At 69.1% G+C, this 22,666-nt stretch carries 26 protein-coding genes; 17 read left to right on the top strand and 9 right to left on the bottom strand.

Features of this window, described 5'->3' with window-relative positions:
* The first annotated feature begins 246 nt into the window (after positions 1-246).
* Positions 247-1,002: an XRE family transcriptional regulator gene (locus O7626_RS24215; protein ID WP_278063402.1), complete on the top strand. Its 756-nt coding sequence runs from the start codon at positions 247-249 to the stop codon at positions 1,000-1,002.
* 2 nt (positions 1,003-1,004) lie between these two features.
* Complete coding sequence (locus tag O7626_RS24210) at positions 1,005-1,472, top strand: NUDIX domain-containing protein (RefSeq protein WP_278063401.1); 468 nt, start codon at positions 1,005-1,007, stop codon at positions 1,470-1,472.
* Positions 1,473-1,530: 58 nt separating this feature from the next.
* Here O7626_RS24210 and O7626_RS24205 read toward each other — a convergent pair whose 3' ends face one another.
* Complete coding sequence (locus tag O7626_RS24205; RefSeq protein ID WP_278063400.1) at positions 1,531-2,220, bottom strand: HAD-IA family hydrolase; 690 nt, start codon at positions 2,218-2,220, stop codon at positions 1,531-1,533.
* Positions 2,217-3,059 (bottom strand): GntR family transcriptional regulator, encoded by an 843-nt coding sequence (locus O7626_RS24200; protein ID WP_278063399.1) that lies wholly within the window; start codon positions 3,057-3,059, stop codon positions 2,217-2,219. The genes O7626_RS24205 and O7626_RS24200 overlap by 4 nt, the downstream gene beginning before the upstream one ends.
* Positions 3,060-3,198: 139 nt before the next feature.
* Here O7626_RS24200 and O7626_RS24195 point away from each other — a divergent pair, with 139 nt between their 5' ends.
* From O7626_RS24195 to O7626_RS24150, 10 genes are all read left to right on the top strand, one after another.
* A complete protein-coding gene (locus O7626_RS24195) occupies positions 3,199-3,600 on the top strand; it encodes a transcriptional regulator (RefSeq protein WP_278063398.1) in 402 nt (133 codons plus the stop codon).
* 298 nt (positions 3,601-3,898) lie between these two features.
* Complete coding sequence (locus tag O7626_RS24190; RefSeq protein ID WP_278066291.1) at positions 3,899-5,497, top strand: FtsK/SpoIIIE domain-containing protein; 1,599 nt, start codon at positions 3,899-3,901, stop codon at positions 5,495-5,497.
* Positions 5,494-5,745: a hypothetical protein gene (locus O7626_RS24185; protein ID WP_278063397.1), complete on the top strand. Its 252-nt coding sequence runs from the start codon at positions 5,494-5,496 to the stop codon at positions 5,743-5,745. Before O7626_RS24190 ends, O7626_RS24185 begins: the two co-directional genes overlap by 4 nt.
* 50 nt (positions 5,746-5,795) lie before the next feature.
* The gene (locus tag O7626_RS24180) at positions 5,796-6,392 is read left to right on the top strand and encodes a DUF2637 domain-containing protein (RefSeq protein WP_278063396.1); all 597 of its coding nucleotides are present in this window, start codon (positions 5,796-5,798) and stop codon (positions 6,390-6,392) included.
* Positions 6,389-8,140, top strand: coding sequence for a replication initiator (locus O7626_RS24175; protein ID WP_278063395.1), 1,752 nt, complete (start codon positions 6,389-6,391; stop codon positions 8,138-8,140). Before O7626_RS24180 ends, O7626_RS24175 begins: the two co-directional genes overlap by 4 nt.
* Complete coding sequence (locus O7626_RS24170) at positions 8,140-8,322, top strand: helix-turn-helix domain-containing protein (RefSeq protein WP_278063394.1); 183 nt, start codon at positions 8,140-8,142, stop codon at positions 8,320-8,322. The genes O7626_RS24175 and O7626_RS24170 overlap by 1 nt, the downstream gene beginning before the upstream one ends.
* Entirely contained in the window at positions 8,322-9,518 is a 1,197-nt protein-coding gene (locus tag O7626_RS24165; protein WP_278063393.1) for a tyrosine-type recombinase/integrase, read from the top strand. Before O7626_RS24170 ends, O7626_RS24165 begins: the two co-directional genes overlap by 1 nt.
* Positions 9,519-9,634: 116 nt before the next feature.
* Entirely contained in the window at positions 9,635-10,168 is a 534-nt protein-coding gene (locus O7626_RS24160) for an SLATT domain-containing protein (protein ID WP_278063392.1), read from the top strand.
* Positions 10,168-11,040, top strand: coding sequence for a hypothetical protein (locus tag O7626_RS24155; RefSeq protein ID WP_278063391.1), 873 nt, complete (start codon positions 10,168-10,170; stop codon positions 11,038-11,040). The genes O7626_RS24160 and O7626_RS24155 overlap by 1 nt, the downstream gene beginning before the upstream one ends.
* 271 nt (positions 11,041-11,311) lie before the next feature.
* Entirely contained in the window at positions 11,312-11,629 is a 318-nt protein-coding gene (locus tag O7626_RS24150; RefSeq protein WP_278063390.1) for an Arm DNA-binding domain-containing protein, read from the top strand.
* A 420-nt stretch (positions 11,630-12,049) separates the two neighbouring features.
* On the opposite strand, the gene O7626_RS24145 is transcribed toward O7626_RS24150, so the two are convergent.
* Positions 12,050-12,655, bottom strand: coding sequence for a hypothetical protein (locus tag O7626_RS24145; protein WP_278063389.1), 606 nt, complete (start codon positions 12,653-12,655; stop codon positions 12,050-12,052).
* A 903-nt stretch (positions 12,656-13,558) separates the two neighbouring features.
* Between O7626_RS24145 and O7626_RS24140 the strand changes: the two genes are divergently transcribed.
* The 5 genes from O7626_RS24140 to O7626_RS24120 all read left to right on the top strand — a co-directional run bounded on the left by O7626_RS24140 (position 13,559) and on the right by O7626_RS24120 (position 16,048).
* Positions 13,559-13,975 (top strand): hypothetical protein, encoded by a 417-nt coding sequence (locus O7626_RS24140; protein ID WP_278063388.1) that lies wholly within the window; start codon positions 13,559-13,561, stop codon positions 13,973-13,975.
* Positions 13,972-14,568 carry a DUF3558 family protein gene (locus O7626_RS24135; protein WP_278063387.1) on the top strand — a complete coding sequence of 199 codons (597 nt, stop codon included), beginning with the start codon at positions 13,972-13,974 and terminating at the stop codon, positions 14,566-14,568. The genes O7626_RS24140 and O7626_RS24135 overlap by 4 nt, the downstream gene beginning before the upstream one ends.
* A 328-nt stretch (positions 14,569-14,896) precedes the next feature.
* The gene (locus O7626_RS24130; protein ID WP_278063386.1) at positions 14,897-15,151 is read left to right on the top strand and encodes a hypothetical protein; all 255 of its coding nucleotides are present in this window, start codon (positions 14,897-14,899) and stop codon (positions 15,149-15,151) included.
* Positions 15,148-15,318: a hypothetical protein gene (locus tag O7626_RS24125; protein WP_278063385.1), complete on the top strand. Its 171-nt coding sequence runs from the start codon at positions 15,148-15,150 to the stop codon at positions 15,316-15,318. The genes O7626_RS24130 and O7626_RS24125 overlap by 4 nt, the downstream gene beginning before the upstream one ends.
* Before the next feature lies 1 nt (position 15,319).
* Positions 15,320-16,048: a reverse transcriptase domain-containing protein gene (locus O7626_RS24120; protein WP_278063384.1), complete on the top strand. Its 729-nt coding sequence runs from the start codon at positions 15,320-15,322 to the stop codon at positions 16,046-16,048.
* A gap of 66 nt (positions 16,049-16,114) precedes the next feature.
* On the opposite strand, the gene O7626_RS24115 is transcribed toward O7626_RS24120, so the two are convergent.
* From O7626_RS24115 to O7626_RS24090, 6 genes are all read right to left on the bottom strand, one after another.
* Positions 16,115-16,573 carry an HPF/RaiA family ribosome-associated protein gene (locus tag O7626_RS24115; protein ID WP_278063383.1) on the bottom strand — a complete coding sequence of 153 codons (459 nt, stop codon included), beginning with the start codon at positions 16,571-16,573 and terminating at the stop codon, positions 16,115-16,117.
* Between the two features lie 367 nt (positions 16,574-16,940).
* A complete protein-coding gene (locus tag O7626_RS24110; protein ID WP_278063382.1) occupies positions 16,941-17,276 on the bottom strand; it encodes a DUF4387 domain-containing protein in 336 nt (111 codons plus the stop codon).
* Entirely contained in the window at positions 17,266-18,639 is a 1,374-nt protein-coding gene (locus tag O7626_RS24105) for an acyclic terpene utilization AtuA family protein (protein WP_278063381.1), read from the bottom strand. The genes O7626_RS24110 and O7626_RS24105 overlap by 11 nt, the downstream gene beginning before the upstream one ends.
* A gap of 29 nt (positions 18,640-18,668) precedes the next feature.
* Positions 18,669-20,333, bottom strand: a complete 1,665-nt coding sequence (locus O7626_RS24100) for an FAD-binding dehydrogenase (RefSeq protein WP_278063380.1) — start codon at positions 20,331-20,333, stop codon at positions 18,669-18,671.
* On the bottom strand, positions 20,330-21,382 hold the full coding sequence (locus O7626_RS24095) for a phosphoglycerate dehydrogenase (protein WP_278063379.1): 1,053 nt from the start codon (positions 21,380-21,382) through the stop codon (positions 20,330-20,332). Before O7626_RS24095 ends, O7626_RS24100 begins: the two co-directional genes overlap by 4 nt.
* The gene (locus O7626_RS24090; protein ID WP_278063378.1) at positions 21,382-22,641 is read right to left on the bottom strand and encodes an MFS transporter; all 1,260 of its coding nucleotides are present in this window, start codon (positions 22,639-22,641) and stop codon (positions 21,382-21,384) included. Before O7626_RS24090 ends, O7626_RS24095 begins: the two co-directional genes overlap by 1 nt.
* Positions 22,642-22,666 lie beyond the last annotated feature (25 nt).

Genomic DNA, 22,666 nt, shown 5'->3' with positions numbered 1-22,666 from the left:
AAAGGCCGGAGCACGGGCTGGCTGGGAAGGCCCGCACCCCGACCGATGGTGTCGTACTCACCTGCCCTCGCGGCCATGGCGGCGAGCACGGAGACAGGGACAATTCCGTACGACGGTGTGTAGTCAACGGCTGGTGGCGGGTACGGCGCATCCGCCCTGGTGGACTGCTGGCCGACGTCCGGGGGCGTTGGGAAACGTCCTGTGACGGGCTTGAAACGTCCGGTGCAGGAAACGTCCAATAGAGAGATGAATGAGCGTCTGCGGACGGTGATGGTTCGTCGTGGGGTGCGCGTTGAGGACCTAGCCGATGAATGCGGTGTAGATCCGAAGACAGTAGAGCGGTGGATCAGTCTCGGTCGGGTTCCGCATCGGCGGCATCGGTGGGCGACGGCACGGCGGCTGGGTGCGGAAGAGGCGTACCTATGGCCGGCTGTGCTCGCGTCGGTCGCCGGCAAGCGAGAGGAGGCCAGTCGCGCGGAATTGATCGAGGTCTTCCCGGATCGGGCGTCGGTGCCGCGTGAGACGTGGCTACGGCTCCTCACCGAGGCCCAGGAGCGCATCGACGTGCTGGTGTTCTCCGGGACCTTCTTCGCGCAGACACAGCCGCGCGTGGCGCGCATGCTCGCTGACCGCCTCTCGGCCGGGGTGCAGGTCCGGCTGTGCTTCGGCGACCCGGCGAGCGACGCGGTAGCGGTCCGGGACCGGGAGGAGGGGCTCGGCGGCACGCTGGCGGCGAAGATCCGGGCGTCGTTGACGTACTACCGGGAGCTGGCCGGCGTGGACGGGTGTGAAGTTCGACTTCACCCGACGACGCTCTACGCGAGTCTGTTCCGGTATGACGACGAGATCCTGACCAACCCGCATGCGTACGGTGAGCCGGCGTCGGCCAATCCGACGTTTCATCTCCGTAAGGTCGACGGTGGCGGGCTGTTTGAGCACTATGCGGCCAGCTTCGACCGGGTGTGGGCTACGGCGGTGCCGTGGCTGGGGACGGAGGTCTGAGGATGGGTCGTGTCGAGCACTGGAACGACCCGGACGCGCCGAAGGCGAACACGCTCGTTCCGGCCTGCGGGGTGCTGGCGGTCGACGACCAGGGCGCGATCCTGCTGCAACGGCGGCGCGACACCGACCAGTGGGCGTTGCCGATGGGCAAGATGGAGATCGGCGAGACTCCGTCAGAGTGCGCGGTCCGGGAAACCCTGGAAGAGACCGGAGTCCAGGTCGAGGTGACCGGCATCGTCGGCGTCTACTCCGACCCGGGGCACATCGTGGCGTACTCCGATGGTGAGGTCCGGCAGGAATACGAGGTGACGTTGCTGGCCCGACCGGTCGGCGGTGCTCCGGCGGCGAACGATGAGGCGAGTGACGTTGCCTGGTTCCTGCCGGATGAGCTGGCAGGGCTGGACATCCATCCGACGATGCGGCGGCAGATCGCGGACTACCTCGCGGGTCGGGTGCCGCACGTCGACTGAGGGCACGAGAAACGCCCCGGGAATGATCACCGGGGCGCTCGTGTGCGGGGTGGTGCTGCTACAACTCGTCGACGGCGAAGGCGGCTACCAGGTCGGCCATGCTGTCGATGACCGCGTCCGCTGCGGCGAACCGTTCGCGTTTGCCGGGCTTGTTGGCGTACCCGATGGCGGCGACTCCGGCGGCGCGGGCGGCTTCGATGTCGCTGAGTGAGTCACCGACCAGGACGCAATCCCGTGGGTCGGCATGCAGCTCGCGGACGGCGTCCAGGACCGGTGCCGGGTTCGGCTTCATCCGGTCGGGGTCGGCGGGGGCGCGGCCGATGACCGGGTGCACGTAGCTGGTGAGCCGGCGACCGGTCAGGTAGGCGTGGACGGCGTCAGCGGAGTTGTTCGATACCACGGCGACCCGCCGGCCGGTCTGGTGCGCGGCGACGATGACCTCACGGCCGTACGGGGTCGGGTCGGCGGTTCGGGCCGCGGTGACCTCTTCGCGGGTCAGCGCCTCGTCGACCTGGCGGACGACGGCGGGTCGACCCAATGTGGCGGTGAAGCGTAGGACGGCCAGCGGGTCGGGCTCGTGCAGGATGTCGACGGGCAGGGTCACGCCCTGGTCGACGAGCAGGCGCCGCAGCTCGTGGGCGACGGTCGAGGCGGGGCGCTGGGCGAAGATGCTGCACACCGGTCCGTCGAAGTCGAGCAGGATGACGCGGGCGCGGTCGACGGCGGCGGCGAGGTCGGCGCGGCTCACGAGGCGTACTCGCGGGCGATGGTGGTCCACATGCTGTCGAACCAGGCGCGGGCCTGCTCGACGTAGAGGGCGTCATTGGAGGAGTCTTCGTCGCTGGGCGTGAACGGGAAGAGGATCGCGTCCTTGCCCATCGCGTCGTAGATCGCCATCGGCTTGCCGTCGACCATCACGGTGTGCTCGACCACGGGGTAGAAGCCGAAGAACGCTTCCTGCTCGTTGATGATGAACAGCTTGAACAGCGGGGCTGCCTTGTGTACCCGTACCTCTGCGGTGGCGGTCTTGACCAGGCCCAGGTCTGCGAGTTCCTGTACGGCGTCGGTCACGGCGTGGATCGACCGGTCGGTGATCCGGCGGGCGCGTTCGCGGATGGCGGGGTCGTCGGCCTGGTCCTCGGCGCGGCAGGGGATCGCCATCGGGGCGGTCATGTCGGAGATCAGTACCCGTAGCCGGATCGACTCCGGGGTGAGCCGGCCGATGCGTACCTTGTCCAGGGTTTCCTGAATGGCGTTGTAGAGCGTCTCGCCGGAGAAGCCGGCGAAGTCGATCGTGACGTTCGTGGCCTCGAAGGCGCGTTCGACGTGCGGACGGAGTCCTACCGGGCGTTCAGTGTTGGCGCGGACGAAGGTGCCGCTGCCCTGCCGGGTGACGATCAGGCGTTCCTCTTGCAGCTTCCGTAGTGCTGCCTTGATCGTCTCGCGGGCGACGCTGAACCGCTCGACCAGGTCGTGTTGTGACGGCAGCTTCTCGCCGGGGGCGAACCTGCCGGTCTTGATCTCGGCGCGGAGTACGGCGGCGATCTGCTGCGACGGGGTGCGCGGGTCATCAGGGTCAAGACTCATGGCCGGACACTACCGCTGACTAGCCAAGCTAGGAAAGTTCCCCAACTGTCATTGACATGACTAGCCAAGCCGACCTACCTTTGATCCACATAACCTGGCTAGTCAAGCCAGCCAGGGTGAGAGGTGGAGGTACTGAGCGATGGCTCTGCGTGGCGGTACGAGGTTCGCCGTGCGTTGTGAGGACGTGTTCCCGGCGGGGTGCGCGTTGGTGCCCGAGTCGCTGGGTGAGGTGGAGGACTACGACGAGAAGACCGGCCGGCGGTCCCCGGCAAAGGACAAGGTGACCGGTCAGCGGGTGTGGCAGGTCCGGGTGATGGACCTTGACCCGGAGCTGGGGAAGCGGTCGCGGGAGACGACGGTCAAGATCTCGGCCGACTACCAGCCCGTCCCGCCGACCGGTACCCCGTTCGAGGCGGTCGAGTTCGAGGGGATGACGGTCACGCCGTACGTGGCGAGCAACGGCCGGATGGCGTACTCCCTGCGGGCTACCGCGATGCGTGCCCCGGCCGGCGTGGCCGGCAAGCAGAAGGCGGCTGCGTAACCGCTTCAAGTGTGGGCGGGGCTGTCTGATCTTGGCGGAACGGCAGCCCCGCCCCTCTCTGTCTTCCCCCTGCTCGTGACGAGAGAGGTAGTGACGTGTCCAAGCGTAGGCGTCCGGCTGGCCAGAACCGGCCCCGGTGCAACGTGTGTCAGTCCCGATTCGACCCCGCCACCGGCGATGAGGGCCAGTGCGGTAGCTGTGCGAATCAGCTTGTCCTTCCGCTGCCTCCGGTGCGGGACGCATCGGGCCGGTTCGTGTCCCTGCGGGGTGCCAAGTGATCGGGCGGCCTCGCGGTGAAGTGGTGACGACCTCGGCGGGTGACCTGCTGATCGCCCGACCGAAGCGGTTCGAACTGCCGGTCTGGGCGGTGCTGCTCGGCCTGCTGCTGCGCTGGTCCTGGCGGGCGGCCTGGTGGTGCCTGCGTCACCCGGTCGCCACCGGCACGGCGACCCTGGCTGTCTGGCTCTACGTCGAGCACGGCTGGCCCGGCCTGGTCGTGCCGGTGGTCCTGCTGTCGGCGGCCTCGGCGGTGTGGCGGTGGCGGCACGAGTCGTCCTGGTGGGCCTGGTTGGCGGGTCCGCTGCTGGGCTCGTTCCGGCGGGTGTTCGTTTACCGCCGGGTGTGGCGGGAGGCCATGACCCTGTGCGGGCTGTCCGCGAAATACGACCATCGGATCGTCCTGCCGGAACTGCTGGCCGTCCGTTCAGATCCGGCGCTCGACGTGCTGACCATCCGGATGGTCCGGGGCCAGACGCCGGAGGAGTTCCAGGCGGTTACGGCAAACCTGGCGTACGCCTTCGGCCGGCGGCATGCCCGCGTCTACTCCGAGCGCCCCGACGATCCGCCGATCCGTACCGGCCGGGCCGCGTGGCTGCTGCGGGCGGTCGACCGGGTCCGCTTCCGGGACCGTCCGACGATCGTTTACCTGGCGCTGGTACGAACCGACGCGCTGCGTACCGTCGTCCCACCCTTCCCGGTTCCGACGGTGCCGGACTTCACCGCGCTTGACCTGGCCCGCCGGGAAGACCTGCGTACCTGGTCGCTTCACCTGCTGGCGACACACGTCCTGGTCGGCGGCGCGACCCGGCGCGGCAAGGGTTCCGTGCTCTGGTCCCTGGTTCGGGCACTCGGCGGCGGGGTCGCCTCCGGCCTGGTGCGGCTGTGGGTGATCGACCCCAAGGGCGGGATGGAATTCGCCATCGGGCGGCCGATGTTCGCTCGGTTCGCCTGCAAGTCGTTCGAGGCGATGGCGGACCTGCTCGACGAGGCGGTAGCGGTACTGCGGGAACGGCAAGCCCGGCTGGCTGGCGTCGTCCGGGTACACACCCCGACCGAAGCTGACCCCCTGGTGGTGGTCGTCATCGACGAGATGGCCGCGTTGACGGCGTACCTGCAAGATGCCGACCTGCGTAAGCGGATCGCGTCGTCGTTGGGGGTGCTGCTCTCCCAGGGTGCCGGCGTCGGGGTCCTGGTCGTGGCCGCGTTGCAGGACCCGCGCAAGGAGGTACTGCCCTTCCGGGACCTGTTCCCGACCCGGATCGCGCTGGGTCTGACCGAGGCGTCGCAGGTCGACATGGTCCTCGGCGACGGTGCCCGCAACCGGGGCGCGCTGGCCGACCAGATGCCCCGGTGGGCCAAGGGCGTCGGGTACGTGATCCTCGACGGCACCCCGGAACCGATGCGGGTCCGCTTCTCCTACGTCACCGACGACGACATCCGGGCCATGGCCAGCCAGTACCCGGCGCCGGTCGACGCGGCGGACATCCTCGCCCAGGTCGGCCGGGAAACCGCCACCGAACCGACCCGCGTGCCGCTGCCCCGACGCCCGTCCGGACCGCTGCTGCCCGAATCGCTGCGGAACCTGCTCGACCGGGACAACGGCGGTGAGCGCCGATGACCGCCCCGTCCGGACGGCGGTTCTACCGGCTCCGCACCCCGGAACCGATCACGGCGGTATCCGTCCGGGTCGACCCCGACCGGCCCGACCCGTACCCGGTCTATCTCGCCGTCGGTGCCGGCCGGCGCCGGATGTCCCTGACCCCCGACGAGGCATGGGCGCTGTGGCGCTGCCTCTCCGAAGCCGTCGCGTCCCTCGGCGACCCGCCCGACCACATCCGCACCGACGTACGCCCGGCCCGGAGGTAACCGCCGTGCACCCCCTCACCACCCCCGAACAACTTGAACGGAGGCCAGCCGTGATCCGCCACCGGGCCGAATCCCTCGCACGGGTGCTGATCCTGCTCGCCATCGGCGGGATGGCCGGCGCCGCCGCGTTCACCCACGTCCATGACCTCACCGTCGCGCACGGCCAACCCGACTGGATCGGCTGGGCCAACGCGGTAGCCGTCGAGCTGATGGCCATCTACCTCGGCCTGGAGATCCGCGCCCGGCGTCGCAACGGCCGGCCCGTCGGCCTGGTCGGCGTCCTCCTGGTCGGGTTCGCCCTGCTGTCCCTGGCGGCCCAGGTCGCCGAAGCCGAACCGTCGGTGTGGGGCTGGATCGTCGCTGCCGTTCCCTCGCTGGCCTTCCTTGCCCTGGTCAAAGTCGTTCTCTCCAGCGCACCCGCGACCCCGGAAGCTGCTGCCGACCCGGCGCCCGTCGAACCGGTGGCGGCCGTCGTCGAGCAACCCGACCCGGAACCGGAAACCGTTCGGCAAACCGGCCCGACCGACCATCTACCCGTCCCCGTCCCCGTCCCCGTCGTCGCGTCCGAACCGGTCCCGTCGGCGGTCCGGCCTCCGCTGGGTGTGGTCCGCGCGGATCGGCCCCAGGTCATCGGGATCGTGCGATGACCGCTGACACGTTGCCCGGCCTCGCCCCGGCCGCCCCGGTCGTCGAGCCTCCTCGACCGGGGTCCCGGGCGGCACGGATGGGCCTGCCCCGTGCGGTGGACGTACTGCGGGACATCGCCACCGAATACGGCGTCTGCATCCGCCCCCTGGCCATGCGCCGCACCGACCTCGCCACCGGGTTGACCGAGGTGATCGACCTACCGTGCGGCGCGACCCGGGAGGACAAGTGCCCACCGTGCGCCAAGAAGAACCGCCGACTGCGGCAGGCACAGATCCGGGAGGGCTGGCACCGCGACGACGAACCGCTACCGCCACCGGAACCGGCGACCGAGGAACAGAAAGCGCTGATCCTGCTGCGCGGGCACCTGGAGTTCTCCCGCGACGAGGCATCCCGGGCGTCCCAGCTGGAGCAGGTCGCCGACCTCGACGAGGCAATCCGGGAGGTGGAAGAGGCGATCGCGGCGGAAGGGCTCCGGGGACGGGTCGCACCCCCGCACTCGACCGGCGACGACGACCAGGGCGACGAGGACACCGGCCGGCGACGGAAGCGGTCGACCAAGCGGCGGCAGGACGCGCCCGAGCTGCCCCGGCGCAAGGTCGAACGGCGCACGGTCGGGAAGACCTACACCGCCCCGGACGGCTCGACCTACCGGCCGTCGATGTGGTTGACGCTCACCCTGGACTCGTACGGCCCGGTCCGCCCGGACGGCACCCCGGTCAACCCTGACCGGTACGACTACCGGCGGGCGGCCTGGGACGCCGTTCACTTCCCCCGGCTGCTGGATCGGTTCTGGCAGAACCTCCGGCGCTGTGAGGGCTGGAACGTCCAGTACGCCGGGTGCGTCGAGCCGCAACGACGACTCGCCCCACACGCGCACTTCGCCATCCGGGGCACCATCCCCCGGGAGGTGCTGCGGACCGTGGCGGCGGCTACGTACCACCAGGTGTGGTGGCCGTCGACCGACGTGCAGCGGTACACCCTCGACCGGCTACCGGTCTGGGATGAGCAGGCGTCGGCGTGGGTCGACCCGGACACCCACGAGCCGCTGACCACCTGGACGGAAGCGCTGGACGCGCTCGACGACGACCAGGACGCGGAACCGGTGCACGTGGTGCGCTTCGGCGCCCAGGTCGACGCGCGTGGGGTCATGCCCGGCACGGAGGACGCGGAACGGACCATCCGGTACGTCACGAAGTACATCACCAAGCACACGGGCGACTGCCACAAGATCACGACTGGTCGGCAGCGGACGCACCTGGACCGGCTGTGGCAGGAACTCCAGGTGACCCCGTGTACCGACCGGTGCGCGAACTGGCTGCTCTACGGCGTCCAGCCGAAGAAGGCGCACGCCAAGCTCAAGCCGGGGCGCTGCAAGGGCAAGGTGCACCAGCGGGACAGTCTCGGCATCGGCGGCCGGCGCATCCTCATCTCCCGCGACTGGTCCGGCAAGACGCTCTCCGACCACAAGCACGACGCGCGGGCCTGGGTGCGGGCGCTGCTCGGCGTGACGGTCGGCCTGGACGGAGTCGACGACCAGGGCGCCACCGTCGAACCGGTCCGGCACGCGTGGGAACTCGCCCGACCCGACGATCCCGACGTGGGGCCGCTGGCCCATCGACTGCTGCGGTCGATCAGCGAGCGTGCCCGCTGGCGCTCCGAACTCCTCGCCGCGCGGGACCGGGCGGCCCAGCTACCGGAGGACGGATCGGCGACGGGAGCAGGCAGCACAACGGGGGAGGGGCTGTGATGGTGGCGAACGATGGACTTTGGACGATCGGGGACGTGGCGGCGTACCTGCGGGTGCCGACGGAGACGCTGTACCGCTGGCGCAAGGTCAAGTACGGTCCGCCGGCGGCCCGGGTCGGTCGACACCTGCGGTACGAACCGGAAGCGGTCCGGTCGTGGGTGCGTCAGCAGGCGGCGGCCTGATGGCACACGTCGAAGACCGCTGGTACGACGTCGTCCGACACCCTGGCGGCCGTAAGGAACGGGTCAAGTCCGACCGGTTCGGCAAGGGACTCCGGTACCGGGTCCGCTACATCGGGCCGGACGGTCGGGAACGTAGCCGGTCGTTCCCCGACCGTGCCAAGCGGGACGCTGAGGCGTTCCTCGTCTCGACCGAGACGGACAAGCTGCGGGGCTCGTACATCGATCCGATCGCCGGTCGGATGACCTTCGCCGAGTACGCCGAAACCTGGCTGCGGACGAGGTCGTTCGACGAGTCGACTCGGGAGGTCACGGAGTTCCGGGTACGCAAGCATCTGCTGCCGTTCTTCGGCTCTCGGCAACTGGCCTCGATCAAGCCGGGCCACGTCCGGGAGTGGGACGCCAGCATGGTCGGCAAGCTGGCCCCGGCGACCCGATCCGTGATCTTCGCGCACCTGCGGACCATCCTCGGCGCGGCGGTCGATGACGAGCGGATCGCCAAGAATCCGTGTTCGGCAAAGTCGATCAAGGCTCCGCGACCGGTGCAACGTCGGGTGGTGCCGTGGCGGTACGAACAGGTTTCGGCAATCCGCGGTGCCCTCGCCGAGCGGTACCGCGCCATGGTCGACCTGGGCGCCGGCTGCGGGCTGCGGCAGGGTGAGATCCTCGGCCTTGGGGTCGATGACATCGACTTCGACGCGGGGTGGGTGCACGTCTGCCGTCAGGTCAAGCTTGTCCGTTCCCGGCTGGTGTTTGGCCTTCCAAAGAACGACCGGGACCGCCGGGTACCGCTGGCTGACTCCGTCGCCCAGGCGCTGCGCCAGCACGTCGACGACTTCCCTCCGCTGTCCCTCACGCTGCCGTGGGAGAACCCGGCCGACGACGAGCGGGTCACGGCACCGCTGCTGTTCACCACCACCCGGCGCGGTGCGATCAACCGGCGTACCTTCGATGGCAAGAGCTGGCGCCCGGCGGTCGTGGCGGCCGGCATCACTCCGACCCGGGCGACCGGGATGCACGCGCTACGCCACTTCTACGCCTCGGCGCTGCTCGACGCAGGGGAGAGCATCAAGGCTCTTGCGTCCTACCTCGGCCACGCCGACCCCGGTTTCACGCTTCGGGTGTACACGCACCTGATGCCGGCAAGCGAGGAACGCACCCGCAACGCGATCGATGACCTGTTTGGTCAGGCTAGCTGAGCCATAACTGCGCAGCCGGCCGACGAACTGCATTTATATAAGTTAATCGATCCCTTTTGTCGATCTTCGGACAAGTGTTCGCCAGGTATCGACCGAAGGTCTAGGCTCTGGTGGCTGTGACCACAGAACCTGAAAATCCTATTAGTGGCGTTAAGCGGGCGATCAGGGACGAAGTGTGGCGTCTCGAAGAGAGTGTTATGTGGAGTGCGCAGTCTCAGTTTGAGCAAGCAAAGAGGTGGCGTTTCGTTAATCTCGCCTTAGGTATTCCTGCGGCGGTTCTTGCGGCGCTTTCGGGCGCTGCCGCTCTGTCGGAGACGACAAGTCCACTGGTTGTTGGTATTAGTGCCCTACTGGCCGCTGGTGCTAGCACGACGGCAACGACGTTGAACGCAGCCCAGAAGACCAACCAATGCTCTGCTGCCGCTAACGCCTATCTTGAAGTTCAGACCGCTGCTCGTCAGCTACGCCTTATTGACATGCATTCGCTCGGTGGGGAGGATCTTCGGGCTCGTCTCCAAGAAATCACGTCGAGGCGTGATGAGATCAATAAGACTGCTGAGGTTGTGTCGAAATTCGCGTACAAGCGTGCCGCAAAGAATATCAGCTCGGGTGGTCAGAGCTATGAAGCAGATGGGTCGGGTGATTCGTGATGGCGATGAGCGTCAATCAAGGGTTTGAGCTGTTCTTGTCAAGGCTGGTTCCAACTCAGGCAGAAGTTCAAGCTGCTGCCAGCCATCGCGCCTCTGTCGAAGCCAAGCTGAAGGCGAACTTCGGTATAAGTCGATTCTGGCAGAGCGGTTCGTTCTCGCACGGCACCGGCGTTCGTTACAGAAGTGATGTTGACTACTTCGCCTCGATGCCGCTCCCTCGACCCTCAAGTTCGACGACTGCGCTAAATAGCGTTAAACAAGCCCTCGTGGAAAGGTTCCCTGGTACGTCGATTTACGTGGACCGGCCGGCGGTCGTCGTGGCCTTCGGTGGTGGTGCCGAAACGTATGAAGTTATCCCAGCTTACTTGGCGGACGCGGACGACGGTTCTGACAAGCTGGCATACCAGATTGCTGGATCAGGTGGCTCGTGGATAAAGGCTGCACCAGATTCGCATCTCTCGTACGTGAACGACTGCAACAAAAAACCTTCTCTTGGTAAGGCCAAGGGGATGGCTCGGATTTTGAAGGCTTGGAAGTACTACAGGTCGGTCCCGGTATCCTCCTTCTATCTCGAGATGCGAGCCGCCAAGTATGTTGCAGGTGAGAGCCAGATTTTCTGGCTGATGGACCTTAAGTACCTATTGCGCGAATTGCGAGACGGTGGTCTCGCTTCAATGAATGACCCTACTGGCGCTTCGGGTCGGTTTGACGCTTGCAAAACGAGTGTGCAAAAGGAAGAGTCACTTTCTAAGCTGGATACCGCTATAAGCCGAGCAAACAACGCTTACGAGGCAGATCGCGCGGGCAAGACCTGGGAGGCGTTCTACTATCTGGGCCTTTTGTTCAACGGCGAGTTCCCGTCCTACGGATGATCGTCATGAACGGCTGACGCGAAGTCTGCCACTGGTCGGACAGTCGCCTGTCTGACGGCCCAGCGACGGCCCAGAGTGGTTGTCGCCGGGCTCCGGTCCTGGTCAGACCGGGTTCCACATTCATAATCCGGCGTACAGGTCGACTCGTCCGTCGTCTTACCGCTGATCTGCGGTTTCTCTGGACTCTTGATCTTGTGGTCACATCCGTGGTCACGGAGATCGACTACCGTCGTAGGGGTAGTCGTCATTCTGTGACCACGGGGAGGTCGTCGTGGCGGTTGGTCGTGATCCCAAGGGCAAGACGTGGTACTTCGTCATTGATCTACCGGCGAGTCCGGACGGCAGGCGGCGGCAGATGCGACGTCGCGGCTTTGCCAGCGAGCGGGCCGCCGGTGCGCGGCAACAGGAAGCGCTCGCGCAGTTCGGCCGCGTCGAGTTGGCTGCGGACGGCACGGTGGCGGCCGAGTCGGAGCGATGGCTGGATGAGCGTGAGTTGGACCTCTCACGGGGCTGTCGACCTATCGTGACTTCATCCGGGCGTACATCAATCCGCATCTTGGCTCGCGCCAGGAGGGTCATTCAAAAGTAAGTTGATGCTCCCAGATGTCACAGTGAGTGATGGTTGTGGGGGTGGTCAGAGGCGGCCACGATCACCCGCTACCACGAGATCCTGGGCCCGATCCTGCGCTGGGTGACCCGACCCGAGGTCGACGACCAGCTCGAACGTGCCCAGCGTGACGGCGTCCTGGCCGACGGTTCGTCGCCCCGGTCGGTGAACGTGAGCACTACGACGGCCTGTACGCCGGCAAGAAGCACGTCTGTGGGCAGAACGAAGGCCTTTGACGCTTCGCTTCGACGCCGAGCGTTTCCCTCGACGCCGCCAGCCTGCTACCGGGCTCCCTGGCGACTACCCGGACCGGACTCACACCGGCAGGCGACGCCGAGCTTCCGATCACTCATGGCCGCTGGGCAACCGCCCCCTGAGCGCTGGGCGCTTGAACGAGCAGGGCTAACGGACGCGGACCCGACCACCGGTGCGGGCCGCCAGCGCCTGGTCGATCGCGGAGACCGGTTGGCGTAGCACCCGTACAGCGGTCCGGAGCCCCTTGACACCCAGCACCTTGCTATTCAGCACGCGCTGGACGTCCGGGTGCTCCAGGCCGGTTACCCCGGGAGAGCCGGGCCCGACGCCCGGCGCGAGATCCAGTACAAGGAGCTGCTGACCGCGCCGGCGAACCAGGCGGACGCCCTGCACGGTGGACCACGGCAGGAAGATCGAGTCGGGTGCCGCGTCGATGCTGAGCCGCAGCCCGGCACCGGACAGCCGCATCGCCACCGGCGCGATGCCCTGGCGTGACCAGGTGGCGCGCAGGTTGCGGCGCCTGCGTAAGTTGTGCGCCCCACTCGCGCCTAGAAGCAGCGCCGGTACCGCGTTGAGCAGGAAGACCGGGCCAGCGGTCGTGAGGAGTCCGGCCGTCAGGGCGGCGATGATCCCCGCGCCTACCAGACTCACCCACGCGGACAGGGCCGTCGCCCTCAGGACCCTCGCCCTGGCCCGCCTTACGGCATCCTGGTCGATTTCGACCTCGAACTCGTCGACGGCTGTGTTTTCCATTCGCACAGTCTCCTTCATCGAGAGCCCACCCGGGCTGATGACTAGAGTCGCCGTTGGCGATCCCGCCGGCCAGCCAGGTCGAGGGCGACGACCTCCTCCAGCGACCTTCCGCTTCCTGGGGCCTTCCGGAGCTCGGACGCGAGGCTTTCCTCACGGCGGCGCCGAGGTAGCACAGGGCGAGGGCCTTCTGCCGAAGGGCCTACGGCGCCGGGCTGCGGCTCGGGCAGGTACTACGGGTCGGTGTGGACGGCGATGTGAGCTGGAGGGACGAGGGCATCCGGATGCGCCCCGACAGGAGAAGCTTGGTGACGGGTCGCCGTTCCGCCGCCGCGACAGGGTCCTTACGACTCCGTTGCCGGCACCAGCAGGTTGCGGAGCCCGGGGCAGGCATTGTAGCCGGGATCCGTTGCTGATGCAGCCCCAGGGTGACGGTCCGGGCGGCCAGGTCCGCCTGCGACCGCGTCGCGAACGACCGGATACCCGGGTGGGCAGGCACCTGCTGTTCGCGGAGGGTCAGCCCGCGTCGCCACCGTCTCCCCGCCGCACACTCGGATCAGCCAGCACGACCGCAGCATAGACAATCGCGGCTTCCTGCCGGCCTCACCTGCCGCAGACCCAGTTGGATTGCCCCTGAAGCTGATTAGAAGCCTGTGCGTGCTTGGCTAGCGTGCCATTCCATGCTCTCTGCGAGGAAGGCCGTCCGCACGGGGGTCGATCCGGCCGGTGCGCCGTGGAGCGGTGTGGAACCGCTCTTCCCGACGTCATGGAGTAATCGTGAGCTATCCGCCGCAGGTCAACCAGAATCAGCCGTATCCCGGGCCGGGCGGCCCCTACGGCCCCGCCGGTCAGCCGGGTGGACCGTGGCAGCAGAGTCCTCCCCGGCAGTCCCGGAGTTGGATCGGCGTGGTCGTCGGTGCCGCGGCCGTCATGCTGCTGCTTGTCGTCGGCGTCGTCGGGGTCGGCGGGTACCTGCTGTTCCGCGGCTCGGGTGGTGGCGCCGGGCCAGAAGGCGGCAACCAGGCCGGCGCTGCTACCTCGGCGGAGGACCTCAAGACCACCGCACAGGCTTACGTGGATGCGGTGAACAACCGTGACGAGGCGGCGGCCACGAAGCTGACGTGCAGGCAGACCGGCCCTGGCGTGTTGTTCGAAACAAACCGGGACGCGGCGGGCGACGTGGACGCGACCTGGACCATCGGCAGGACGGAGATCATCCGCGCCGACCTCGCAACGGTGGTCATCGCCATCGCGGACAGCACGGGTGAGGGCGTTCCGACGCCCTTCAACGTACGCGACGGCAGTTGGTGCGTGGCGGTATGAACACCGCTGGTTACCTGCGCTGGGCTGCGGCTCCGGTGAAGCGATCGGCTCGGCCGCTGCTGGTGTCGGCGATGGCCCTGTGGCTGTTCGCAGGCTGCACGATCGGCGATGTCCCGGCTCCGGTTCCGGAAGCCACCACCGACGCCGTGCCGCGGACGGCAGACCGGAGCGGCCAACCCGTCACCGAAGCACCGGACGCCGGAAGCGGCCCGCTTGCCGACGTCGACCCGTGCGGGCTGGTCTCGGCCGACGCCGCGAGCACACTGGACCTGAGCGGGGGCACCGCGAAGAAGGTCGGCGCGGCGCGGGTCTGTCGCTGGCGCCACGAGGGTACGACGTTGCGGGGAAGCTTCTCGGTCGGGGTGGAGATCTTCGACGAGCACGGGTTGGCCGACCTGGATGGCCCGCGCGACTCGTCGACGATCGGCACACATCCCGCCGCGACGGTGAGGGACGTGACCGGTGGCTGCCGGGTGGGCCTCGGCGTCGGTACGTCGGCCCGGGTGGACGTCACAGCGGTCGGCGGGGAAGCGGAACTCGGCTGCCGGCTGGCGACCCGGTTGGCCCACCTGGTCGAGCCCCGGCTGCGGTAACGGCGATCGGCAGCACAGCCGAGCACACGATCAACGAACTCACCGAGTTCCAGACCCAGGCCCTCGCTGCTACCCGGCCGCCAGCGGCGCGAACCGCATTGTCGGTACCGTCGAGAACAGCCGAGCCGCCCGGCTGCGGCTGTGGGGGCGGCACCGACCGGCGGACCGGCGGACCTGCGGGATCGCGTTCCTGGGATGCTGCGGCGGCGATCAGGGTGGATTCGACCTCTTTAAGATCACCTAATGACTCCGTGTTGTGCGTAGCCGCCATTCCGCTTCGCTCTGTACGTGTCGGTCATGGTCGTCGAGGGCTTGTTCCAGTGCCCTCTTGGCTTCGACGCTGGGATGCTGTCGGCGGGCCGACCGTACGGTCGGTCAGGTCGCGAAGGACTTCGACCTGACCGAGACGGCGGTCCGGGACTGGGTCAAACAGGCCGACCTCGACGCCGGCACACGTACCGACGGGCTGGCCAGCGCGGAGCGCGAAGAGCTGGCGCGGTTGCGGCAGGAGGACCGTCGGCTGCGCGAGGACGTGGACATCCTCAAGCGGGCCACGGCTTTCTTCGCGAAGGAGACCCGGTGAACGTGTACCCGTTCAACGAGGCGGAGAAGGCGCAGCAGGGTAACGTGGAGCGTGCCTGTGAGCTGTTGAAGGTCTCGAGGGCCGCCTACTACCAGCACCGCGCCGCCGGCCCGTCGCCTGTCGCCCCGCCGGCGGGTCGACACCGAGCTGGCCGAACGGATCGCTGACGTGCATGACGCTTCGGCCGGCACCTACGGCTATCCACGGGTGCACGCCGAACTGCGCGCGCAGGGCCGGCGACACTCCCGCAAACGGATCGCCCGGCTGATCTCGCCTTTGCTCTGTAACGTCTACCTGCACCGACTCGATCGGGCGTGGGACGTGCGAGCGTATGGGGTGTTGGTCCGGTTCGCTGACGATCTGCTGGTGATGTGCGCCTCCCGGGCGCAGGCCGAGGCCGCATTGGCGCGGCTTCGGGACCTGCTGGCCGACCTGGGTTTGAAGCCGGAGGACGCCAAGACCAGGATCGTGTACCTTGCCGTCGGTGGGGAAGGCGTGGACTTCCTCGGCTTCCACCACCGGCTGGTGCGCGCCCGGGCCCGCACGAGCGGCAAGCAAGTCACCTTCCTGGCCCGCTGGCCCGCGAACAAGGCCATGCGGCACGCCCGCGACCGGGTCCGGCCGTTGACGGTCCGGTCGCGGTTGCTGCTGTCGGTGGAGTGGATCGTGCAGGACATCAACGCGTTCCTGCGCGGATGGGCCGGGTTCTTCAAGTATGGCAACTCGGCTCGGCAATTCGAGAAGATCAGGTACGACGCGAAGCTACGGCTGGTGCGCGGAGCCGCGAAAGTGGGGGTCCCCCGGTCGGCGCCGCTGGCGTTTTCGGCGTTGATGGTCAACAGTTGGCGATATCACCGTCCGGGGTGCCCGGACTGGTCGAGACGGCGCTTTGTCTGACGACGCGCCGGGCCGGACCTACCGCCGTCCCGCCGGTCACGGCGTGACCGGCGGAACGGCAGGTTTTCAGGCGGTGGGTTCGGTCTTGCTCACCGGCTCGTCGGTCTTGCCCGCCGGCTCGTCACCGGCCAACAGGGCGGTCTCTTCCAGCGGCTCGGGCTCGGGCAGCCCGGTGTCGCGCAGATGCCGGTTGCGCCGGGGCTCCTGCCGGGTCTTCGCGTCGTTGAGCCGACGTCGGAGGTCGTCCCGGACGTCGTGCAGGCCGGCCTTCAGATCCTCCTCGGACGAGGTGGTGACGATCTTCGGGCGGCCGGCGATCCAACACTCCAGGGTGATCTTCTGCCCCTTGGCCTCCCGGTCCTTCACCGACACCTCGAGTTCGGTCCCGTCCGCCGGGAAGGCGGCCAGCCGCGCGTCCAGCGGGGTGAACTCCGCGGCGATCCAGTTCCGGTCGCCCTGCGAGAAGCCGGCACCGACCCGCAGGCAGTCTTCCACCGTGGCCGGGTTTCCCCGAGCGCCGCTCATCGCCGCGCCTCGCCCTGGCCGCGAACGGATGCGGTGACCCGGAACGAACTTCTCGTGCTCATTCTTGCTTACCCCTTCGTTCGGCAACGCGCTTCGGTTACCAGCGGTGGAGCGATTTGTACCCGGTAGCACCGGTTCCGAAAACATCCGGCGACCACTCCAGCGGCAACGTCACTGCCTCGAACCGCACAGGGCACCGAGCGTCCGACACTCTCGCCGAAGGCAACTCCAGCTTCCTGACCAGCGTCGCTGCCCTGGCTGGCCACTCGCCGGGGTCGTCGGCGAGCCGCTGACACCGCCGGCCCGAAGCCGGTCAGCGTTCCGCGCGTTCCGCGCCGGCACACCACCACGCCCACCGCCGTCGTCGTCAGGACATCTCCGGCAGTGGAAGGACGGCCAGGGGCACGTGATGCTGCCCGGCGTGGATGTCGCGGTCGCGCAGGCTGCCCTGCGCCACGGGACGCGGGAACGATATCTTGACGACGTTCAGTCCGGGTATCCGGAAGATGCGGACGGTGTCGGCCGGTACGCCGTACAGGCGCGCGATCACCGTCGCGTCCAGGAAGCTGGGGTCGGCCACCACGGCGTATCCGGCAGCGTCGCGCATGAACAGCTCCATCGTCACCCAGAACGGGCCGGCGTTCTTCGACCGGACCTCCAGGGCGAGATCGGCGACGGTACGGGGACTGGCGTTACCGGACATCGCTGCCCTCCGGAAGGTGGATGCGGAACAGGCTGGTGGGCGAGTCGACCTCGACGACGTGGTTGAGGACGAACTCGTACGCCGCCCCGCGCTCGGTCTCCGCGGGTGAGAACGGGAACGCGAGGCTGGGCAGATAGTCCATGTCGGGCGTGGGCAGGTGCAGCATCAGCGGATTGGCGATCTTCGCGACGGCCGTGGCCGTCTGCTGGTCAGCGGCACGGACCAGCAGCATCACGCCGACCTCTCGGGGCGGCCGGGTGTCCGGGTCTGCCGCCTCCAGCACCGCGTCGTAGCCGTAGAGCCGGATGTCGAAGGCGTAGTCGTCGGTGCTCAGCCCGAGCGTCTGGGTGACCCGGTCCACGGTGACCCGGCGGAGCAGCTCCGCCCAGGTGGTGATCTGGCCGAGGATGTGCGGGTCGCGGATGGCGGTGAACGACATCGTCTCGTAGCCGGTGATCCGGGCCCCCTCGAGCTTGTTCGTGTACGGGGCCGGCTCGAACCGGGAACCCTCCACGCGTATCCGTCGCTCGTCCAGGGCCCGGTAGGTGGCGTCGGCGACCATCAGCGTGCCGGCCGGCTCCCGCATCGAGAACGGGTCCGCGGTCTCGTAGAGCATGTGCGCCGCGACCGAGGTGGGCGTGCAGGCGACGGCCGGGTCGAGCGGCTCGATGGTGAAGCCGGTGGCATCGACGGTCGCGAAGACCCCGCTGGAGCGCGGGTTCGTGGTGCACTGCGCGCCGCACTCGACGATCTTTGCGGCGTGCCAGGTCGGGCCGGCCGGCATGCCCGCCATCAGCGGAAAGGCGGCGGCGACGGCGGTGTCGGTGGCCCGCCCGGCCAGCACCACGTCGGCCCCGCCCGCCAGCGCTTCCGCGATCGGCTCGTGCCCCATCATCGCGACGATGTGCTCGCAGCTCTCCAGCGTCGCCGGGTCGAGCTCGACGGCAGGCGGGAGCGGACGGATCCGGCCCTGGCCGAGGTGTTCCTTGAGGTCGGTGGCCCGCTGCTCGCTGTAGATGGTGGCCACCCGCAGCTCCAGCCCTTCCTCGGCCAGGATGCCGTGGGCGATCCCGGCGACCCAGTCCACCCCGGAGTCGGTGCCGCTGGTGCCGCAGGAGCCGACGATCAGCGGGATCCGCGCCTTCGCCACCGCCCGCAGCAGCAGCCGCAGGTCGCGGGCGACCGCCGCCGCCGTGGTCTTGGCCGTGCCGGTGCCCAGATAGTACGGGCCGGAGTCGGTCGACCCGCCGTCCAGGGCGATGACGTCGGCGCCGAGGTCCAGTCCACGGTCGACGATCTCGGGCGGGAATCCCGAGCCGAGCATGCCGGAGGGCACGAGAATGCGTACGGAGTCGCGGGTCACGGTTTCCTTCTTTCGCGGGTACGGGCCGGTCATGCGACGGTGCTGGCCACGGCGCGGCCTGCCTGGCGTCCGGAGAAGAGGCAGCCGCCCAGGAAGGTGCCTTCCAGCGCGCGGTAGCCGTGCATACCGCCGCCGCCGAATCCGCTGACCTCGCCGGCGGCGTAGAGTCCCGGCACCGGCTGCCCGGCTCCGTCCAGCACCCGGCCGTCGAGGTCGGTGTGCAGGCCGCCCAGCGTCTTGCGGGTGAGCACGTGCAGGCGTACGGCGATCAGCGGCCCGGCCAACGGGTCGAGGAACCGGTGCGGCGCGGCGGTACGCATCAGCCGGTCGCCCCGGTAGTTGCGGAAGTTGCGGATGGCCGCGATCTGCATGTCCTTGGTGAAGCTGTTGGTCAGTTGCCGGTCGCGGGCCTCGATCGTGCGCCGGATGTCGACCGGGTCCAGCAGCGGCTCGGCGGTGAGCGCGTTCATGCCCTTCACCAGCTCGTCCAGCCGGTCGGCCACGACGAAGTCGGCGCCGTGCCGCTTGAATGCCTCCACCGGTGCCGGCGCGCCGGCACGGAGGCGGCCGAGGACCTGCCTGACGCTGCGGCCGGTCAGGTCCGGGTTCTGTTCCGAGCCGGAGAGCGCGAACTCCTTTTCGATTATCTTCTGGGTGAGGACGAACCAGCTGTGGTCGTGGCCGGTGCCGCGCAGGTGGGCGAGCGTGCCGAGGGTGTCGAATCCGGGATGGAGCGGCACCGGCAGCCGGCGTCCGCGCGCGTCGAGCCAGACGGAGGACGGCCCGGGCAGGATGCGGATGCCGTGCGCGTCCCAGATCGGGTTCCAGTTCTGGATGCCCTCGACGTAGTGCCACATCCGGTCGGGGTTGATCACGGCACCGCCGGCGTCCTGCGTGATGGTCAGCATCCGGCCGTCCACGTGCGCGGGTACGCCGCTGATCATGTGTGCGGGCGGGGTGCCGAGCCGTTCCGGCCAGTTGCGGCGGACCAGGTCGTGGTTGCCGCCGATGCCGCCGGAGGTCACGATGACGACCTGCGCGGTGTAGGCGAAGTCCCCGATCTCCGTCCGCGAGCTGGCGGTGCCGCGGGCGGTCTCGCTCGGCTCCAGGACGCGGCCCGAGGCGCCCACCACGGCACCGCCGCTGGTGGTCAGCGCGTCGACCCGGTGCCGGAAGGCGAACCGGACGAGGCCGCGTCCGGCCGCCTCCCGCACGGTCGCGACGAAGGGTTCGAGGACGCCCGGCCCGGTACCCCAGGTGACGTGGAAGCGGGGCACCGAGTTGCCGTGCCCGGTGGCGTCGTAGCCTCCGCGCTCGGCCCAGCCGACGACGGGGAACAGCTTGATGCCGAGGCCCCGCAGCCAGCCGCGCTTCTCACCGGCGGCGAAGTCGACGTACGCCTCGGCCCAACGCCGTGGCCACGCGTCCTCGGGTCGGTCGAACCCGGCGCTGCCCTGCCAGTCCTGCCAGGCGAGCTCGGGGGAGTCGCGGATGCCCATCCGGCGCTGCTCCGGCGAGTCCACCAGGAACAGCCCGCCGAACGACCAGAACGCCTGGCCGCCGAGGCTCTGCTCGGGCTCCTGGTCGAGCAGCAGCACGGACCGGCCGGCGGCGACGAGTTCGGCGGTGGCCACCAGCCCGGCGAGGCCCGCGCCGATCACCAGTACATCGGCGTCCGCTGTCCGCGTGCTCATGCCGGCTCCTTCAGGTCGGTGCGCGAGTTCAGGTCGGTGTGCGAGTTCAGCTCGGTGCGCGAGTTCAGCTCGGTGCGTGGATTCGCTTCGGTGCCCGAGTTCCGGTCGGTGCGCGAGTTCGGGTCGGTGCGCGAGTGGGCGGGCCGGCCGTCCAGGGCGGCGACGAGTTCCCTGGCGCCCTCCATCCCGGCGGCCAGCCGGGCCTCGGCGGTCTGCCCGGCCATGTGCGAGTAGACCGTGATGCCGTCGACGCCGCGCAGGATGCTGTCGGCCGGCAGTGGCTCCACGTCCACGACGTCGAGGGCCGCACCGGCCAGCCGGCCGGACCGGACGGCGTCGACCAGGGCGGTCTCGTCGACGATCGGCCCGCGCGCGGTGTTGATCAGGTGTGCGCCCGGCTTCATGCGGGCCAGCGCCGCGGCGTCGACGAGGTGGTGGGTGAGCGGGGTCAGCGCGGTGTGCACCGAGACGAAGTCGGAGTCCCGCAGCAACTGGTCGAGCGGGACCCGGGTGACCGGCGCGGGCAGGCTGCCGGTGCAGAGCACCGTCATGCCGAAGGCGGCGGCAAGTGGCGCCACCTGCCGGGCCACCGCCCCCCGCCCGATCAGGCCGAGCGTCCTGCCGCGCAGTTCGCGGCCGTCGGTGCGGGGCCAGCGGCCGGCGGCCACCGCGGCGGCCATCGGCACCAGGCACCGGGCCTGGGCGAGCAGCAACCCGATGGTGTACTCGGCCACCGCGTTGGCGTTGATCCCGGGCAGGTTGCTCACGCTGATCCCGAGTCGGCCGGCCGCCGCCACGTCGACGGAGTCGTACCCGACCCCGGTACGCACGACGGCGCGCAGCTCCGTTGCCCGCCGAAGTACCTCGGCGGTCATCGGCTCGTTGGCGATCAGCGCCCCCTCGACGCCGGCCAGCGCCGCGATCAGCTGCTCCGGCCGGCGTGCGCCACGCATGGGGTCGTGTCGGGTCGTGAAGCCGAGGCCGGTCAGGTAGGTGTCCACCTCGTCGCCGGGGGCGAGGTAGTCGGTGGTGACGAGGATGGTCGACATCATTCGCTTCCGTTGAGGGTGGTGGCTCGGGCCGCCCGGTGCAGGCGCTGGAGACGTCCGAGGCGTACGACGACGAGGACGGCGAGCATGGCGAGCGCGGCGATGTAGAGCAGCATCCCGTCCCAGCCGACGAGGTCGACCACCGCGCCGATCAGGGCGGGGCCGCCGAAGCCGCCCAGGTACCAGGTGACCGCGTACAGCCCGGTGTAGGCGCCGAACACCCGGCTGGACGGCGCCAGGTTCCACAGCGCCACCGCCGCGTTGATCGTGAAGGCGGCGGCGCCGACGGAGGCCAGACAGAACGCGACGACCGTGCCGGTGGCCGTCTGCGCGGCGGTGCCCGCCGCCAGCGCGGCGGCGAAGACGATCATGCCGGCGGCGATGGTCCGCAGCCGTCCGAAGCGCTCGGCCAGCAGCGCGGCCGGATAGGCGGCGGCCACGTAGGCGATGCCGCTGGGCAGGGTGAGTCCGCCGGCCTCGCCGCGGCTCAGGCCCAGCGCCTCCATCCCGTACGGGGTGATCAGCGACCGTGAGGCGAACCATGCCCCGCCGAAGAGCAGGACGGTCAGCAGCAGCAGGAGCCGGCGGCGGTCCTGGTCGGTGACCAGACCGGCGACGATCTGCCGCAGCGCCGGGCCGGCCGGGGCGGGACCGGCGGCCGCGTCTTCGGCGACCGCTGCCTGGTAGCCCCTCGATCGGCTGTCGCGCACGTTGGCGAGCAGCACGACGGTGGCGGCCAGCATGATCACTGACGGGAGGACGAAGGCCGCCTTCGGATGCTCGTCCACCACGAGCAGACTGATCAGCGACGCGACGATGATGGTCAGCGCGGTCGCAATCTTCACGGCGGCGTTCGCCCGGCCGCGTCGTTCCGGGGGCAGGAAGTCCGGCACCAGCGACTCGGCCAGCGGTCGGGTGGTGTTGGCGATCAGCGCGTAACAGAACATCACCGCGACCAGCGTGGCCAGCGACGTGGTCCACGGCAGCAGTACGAAGACCAGCGCGGCCAGCGGCATGCCCACCGCGAGGTACGGGATGCGCCGCCCCCACCGGGTCCGGGTGTTGTCCGACCGGTTGCCGATCCAGGGCTGGACGAAGATCCCCAGCAGGTTGTCCATCCCCATCAGCGCGCCCACCAGCGCCGCGCTCGCCAGGTGCTCGCGGAGCAGGACGGGCACCTGATTGTCATAGAAGTTCCACGTCGACTCCTGCGCGAACAGCGCGAGGGCGATGAAGAACGTGATCCGCCGGTTGGACACCCGTCCACCCCCTGTGTCCCCGGTC

The organism is Micromonospora sp. WMMD1102, assembly GCF_029626265.1.
Classification (GTDB): Bacteria; Actinomycetota; Actinomycetes; order Mycobacteriales; family Micromonosporaceae; genus Plantactinospora.
Note: the sequence above shows the minus strand (reverse complement) of the source record. Positions and strands in the feature narration are given on the sequence as shown.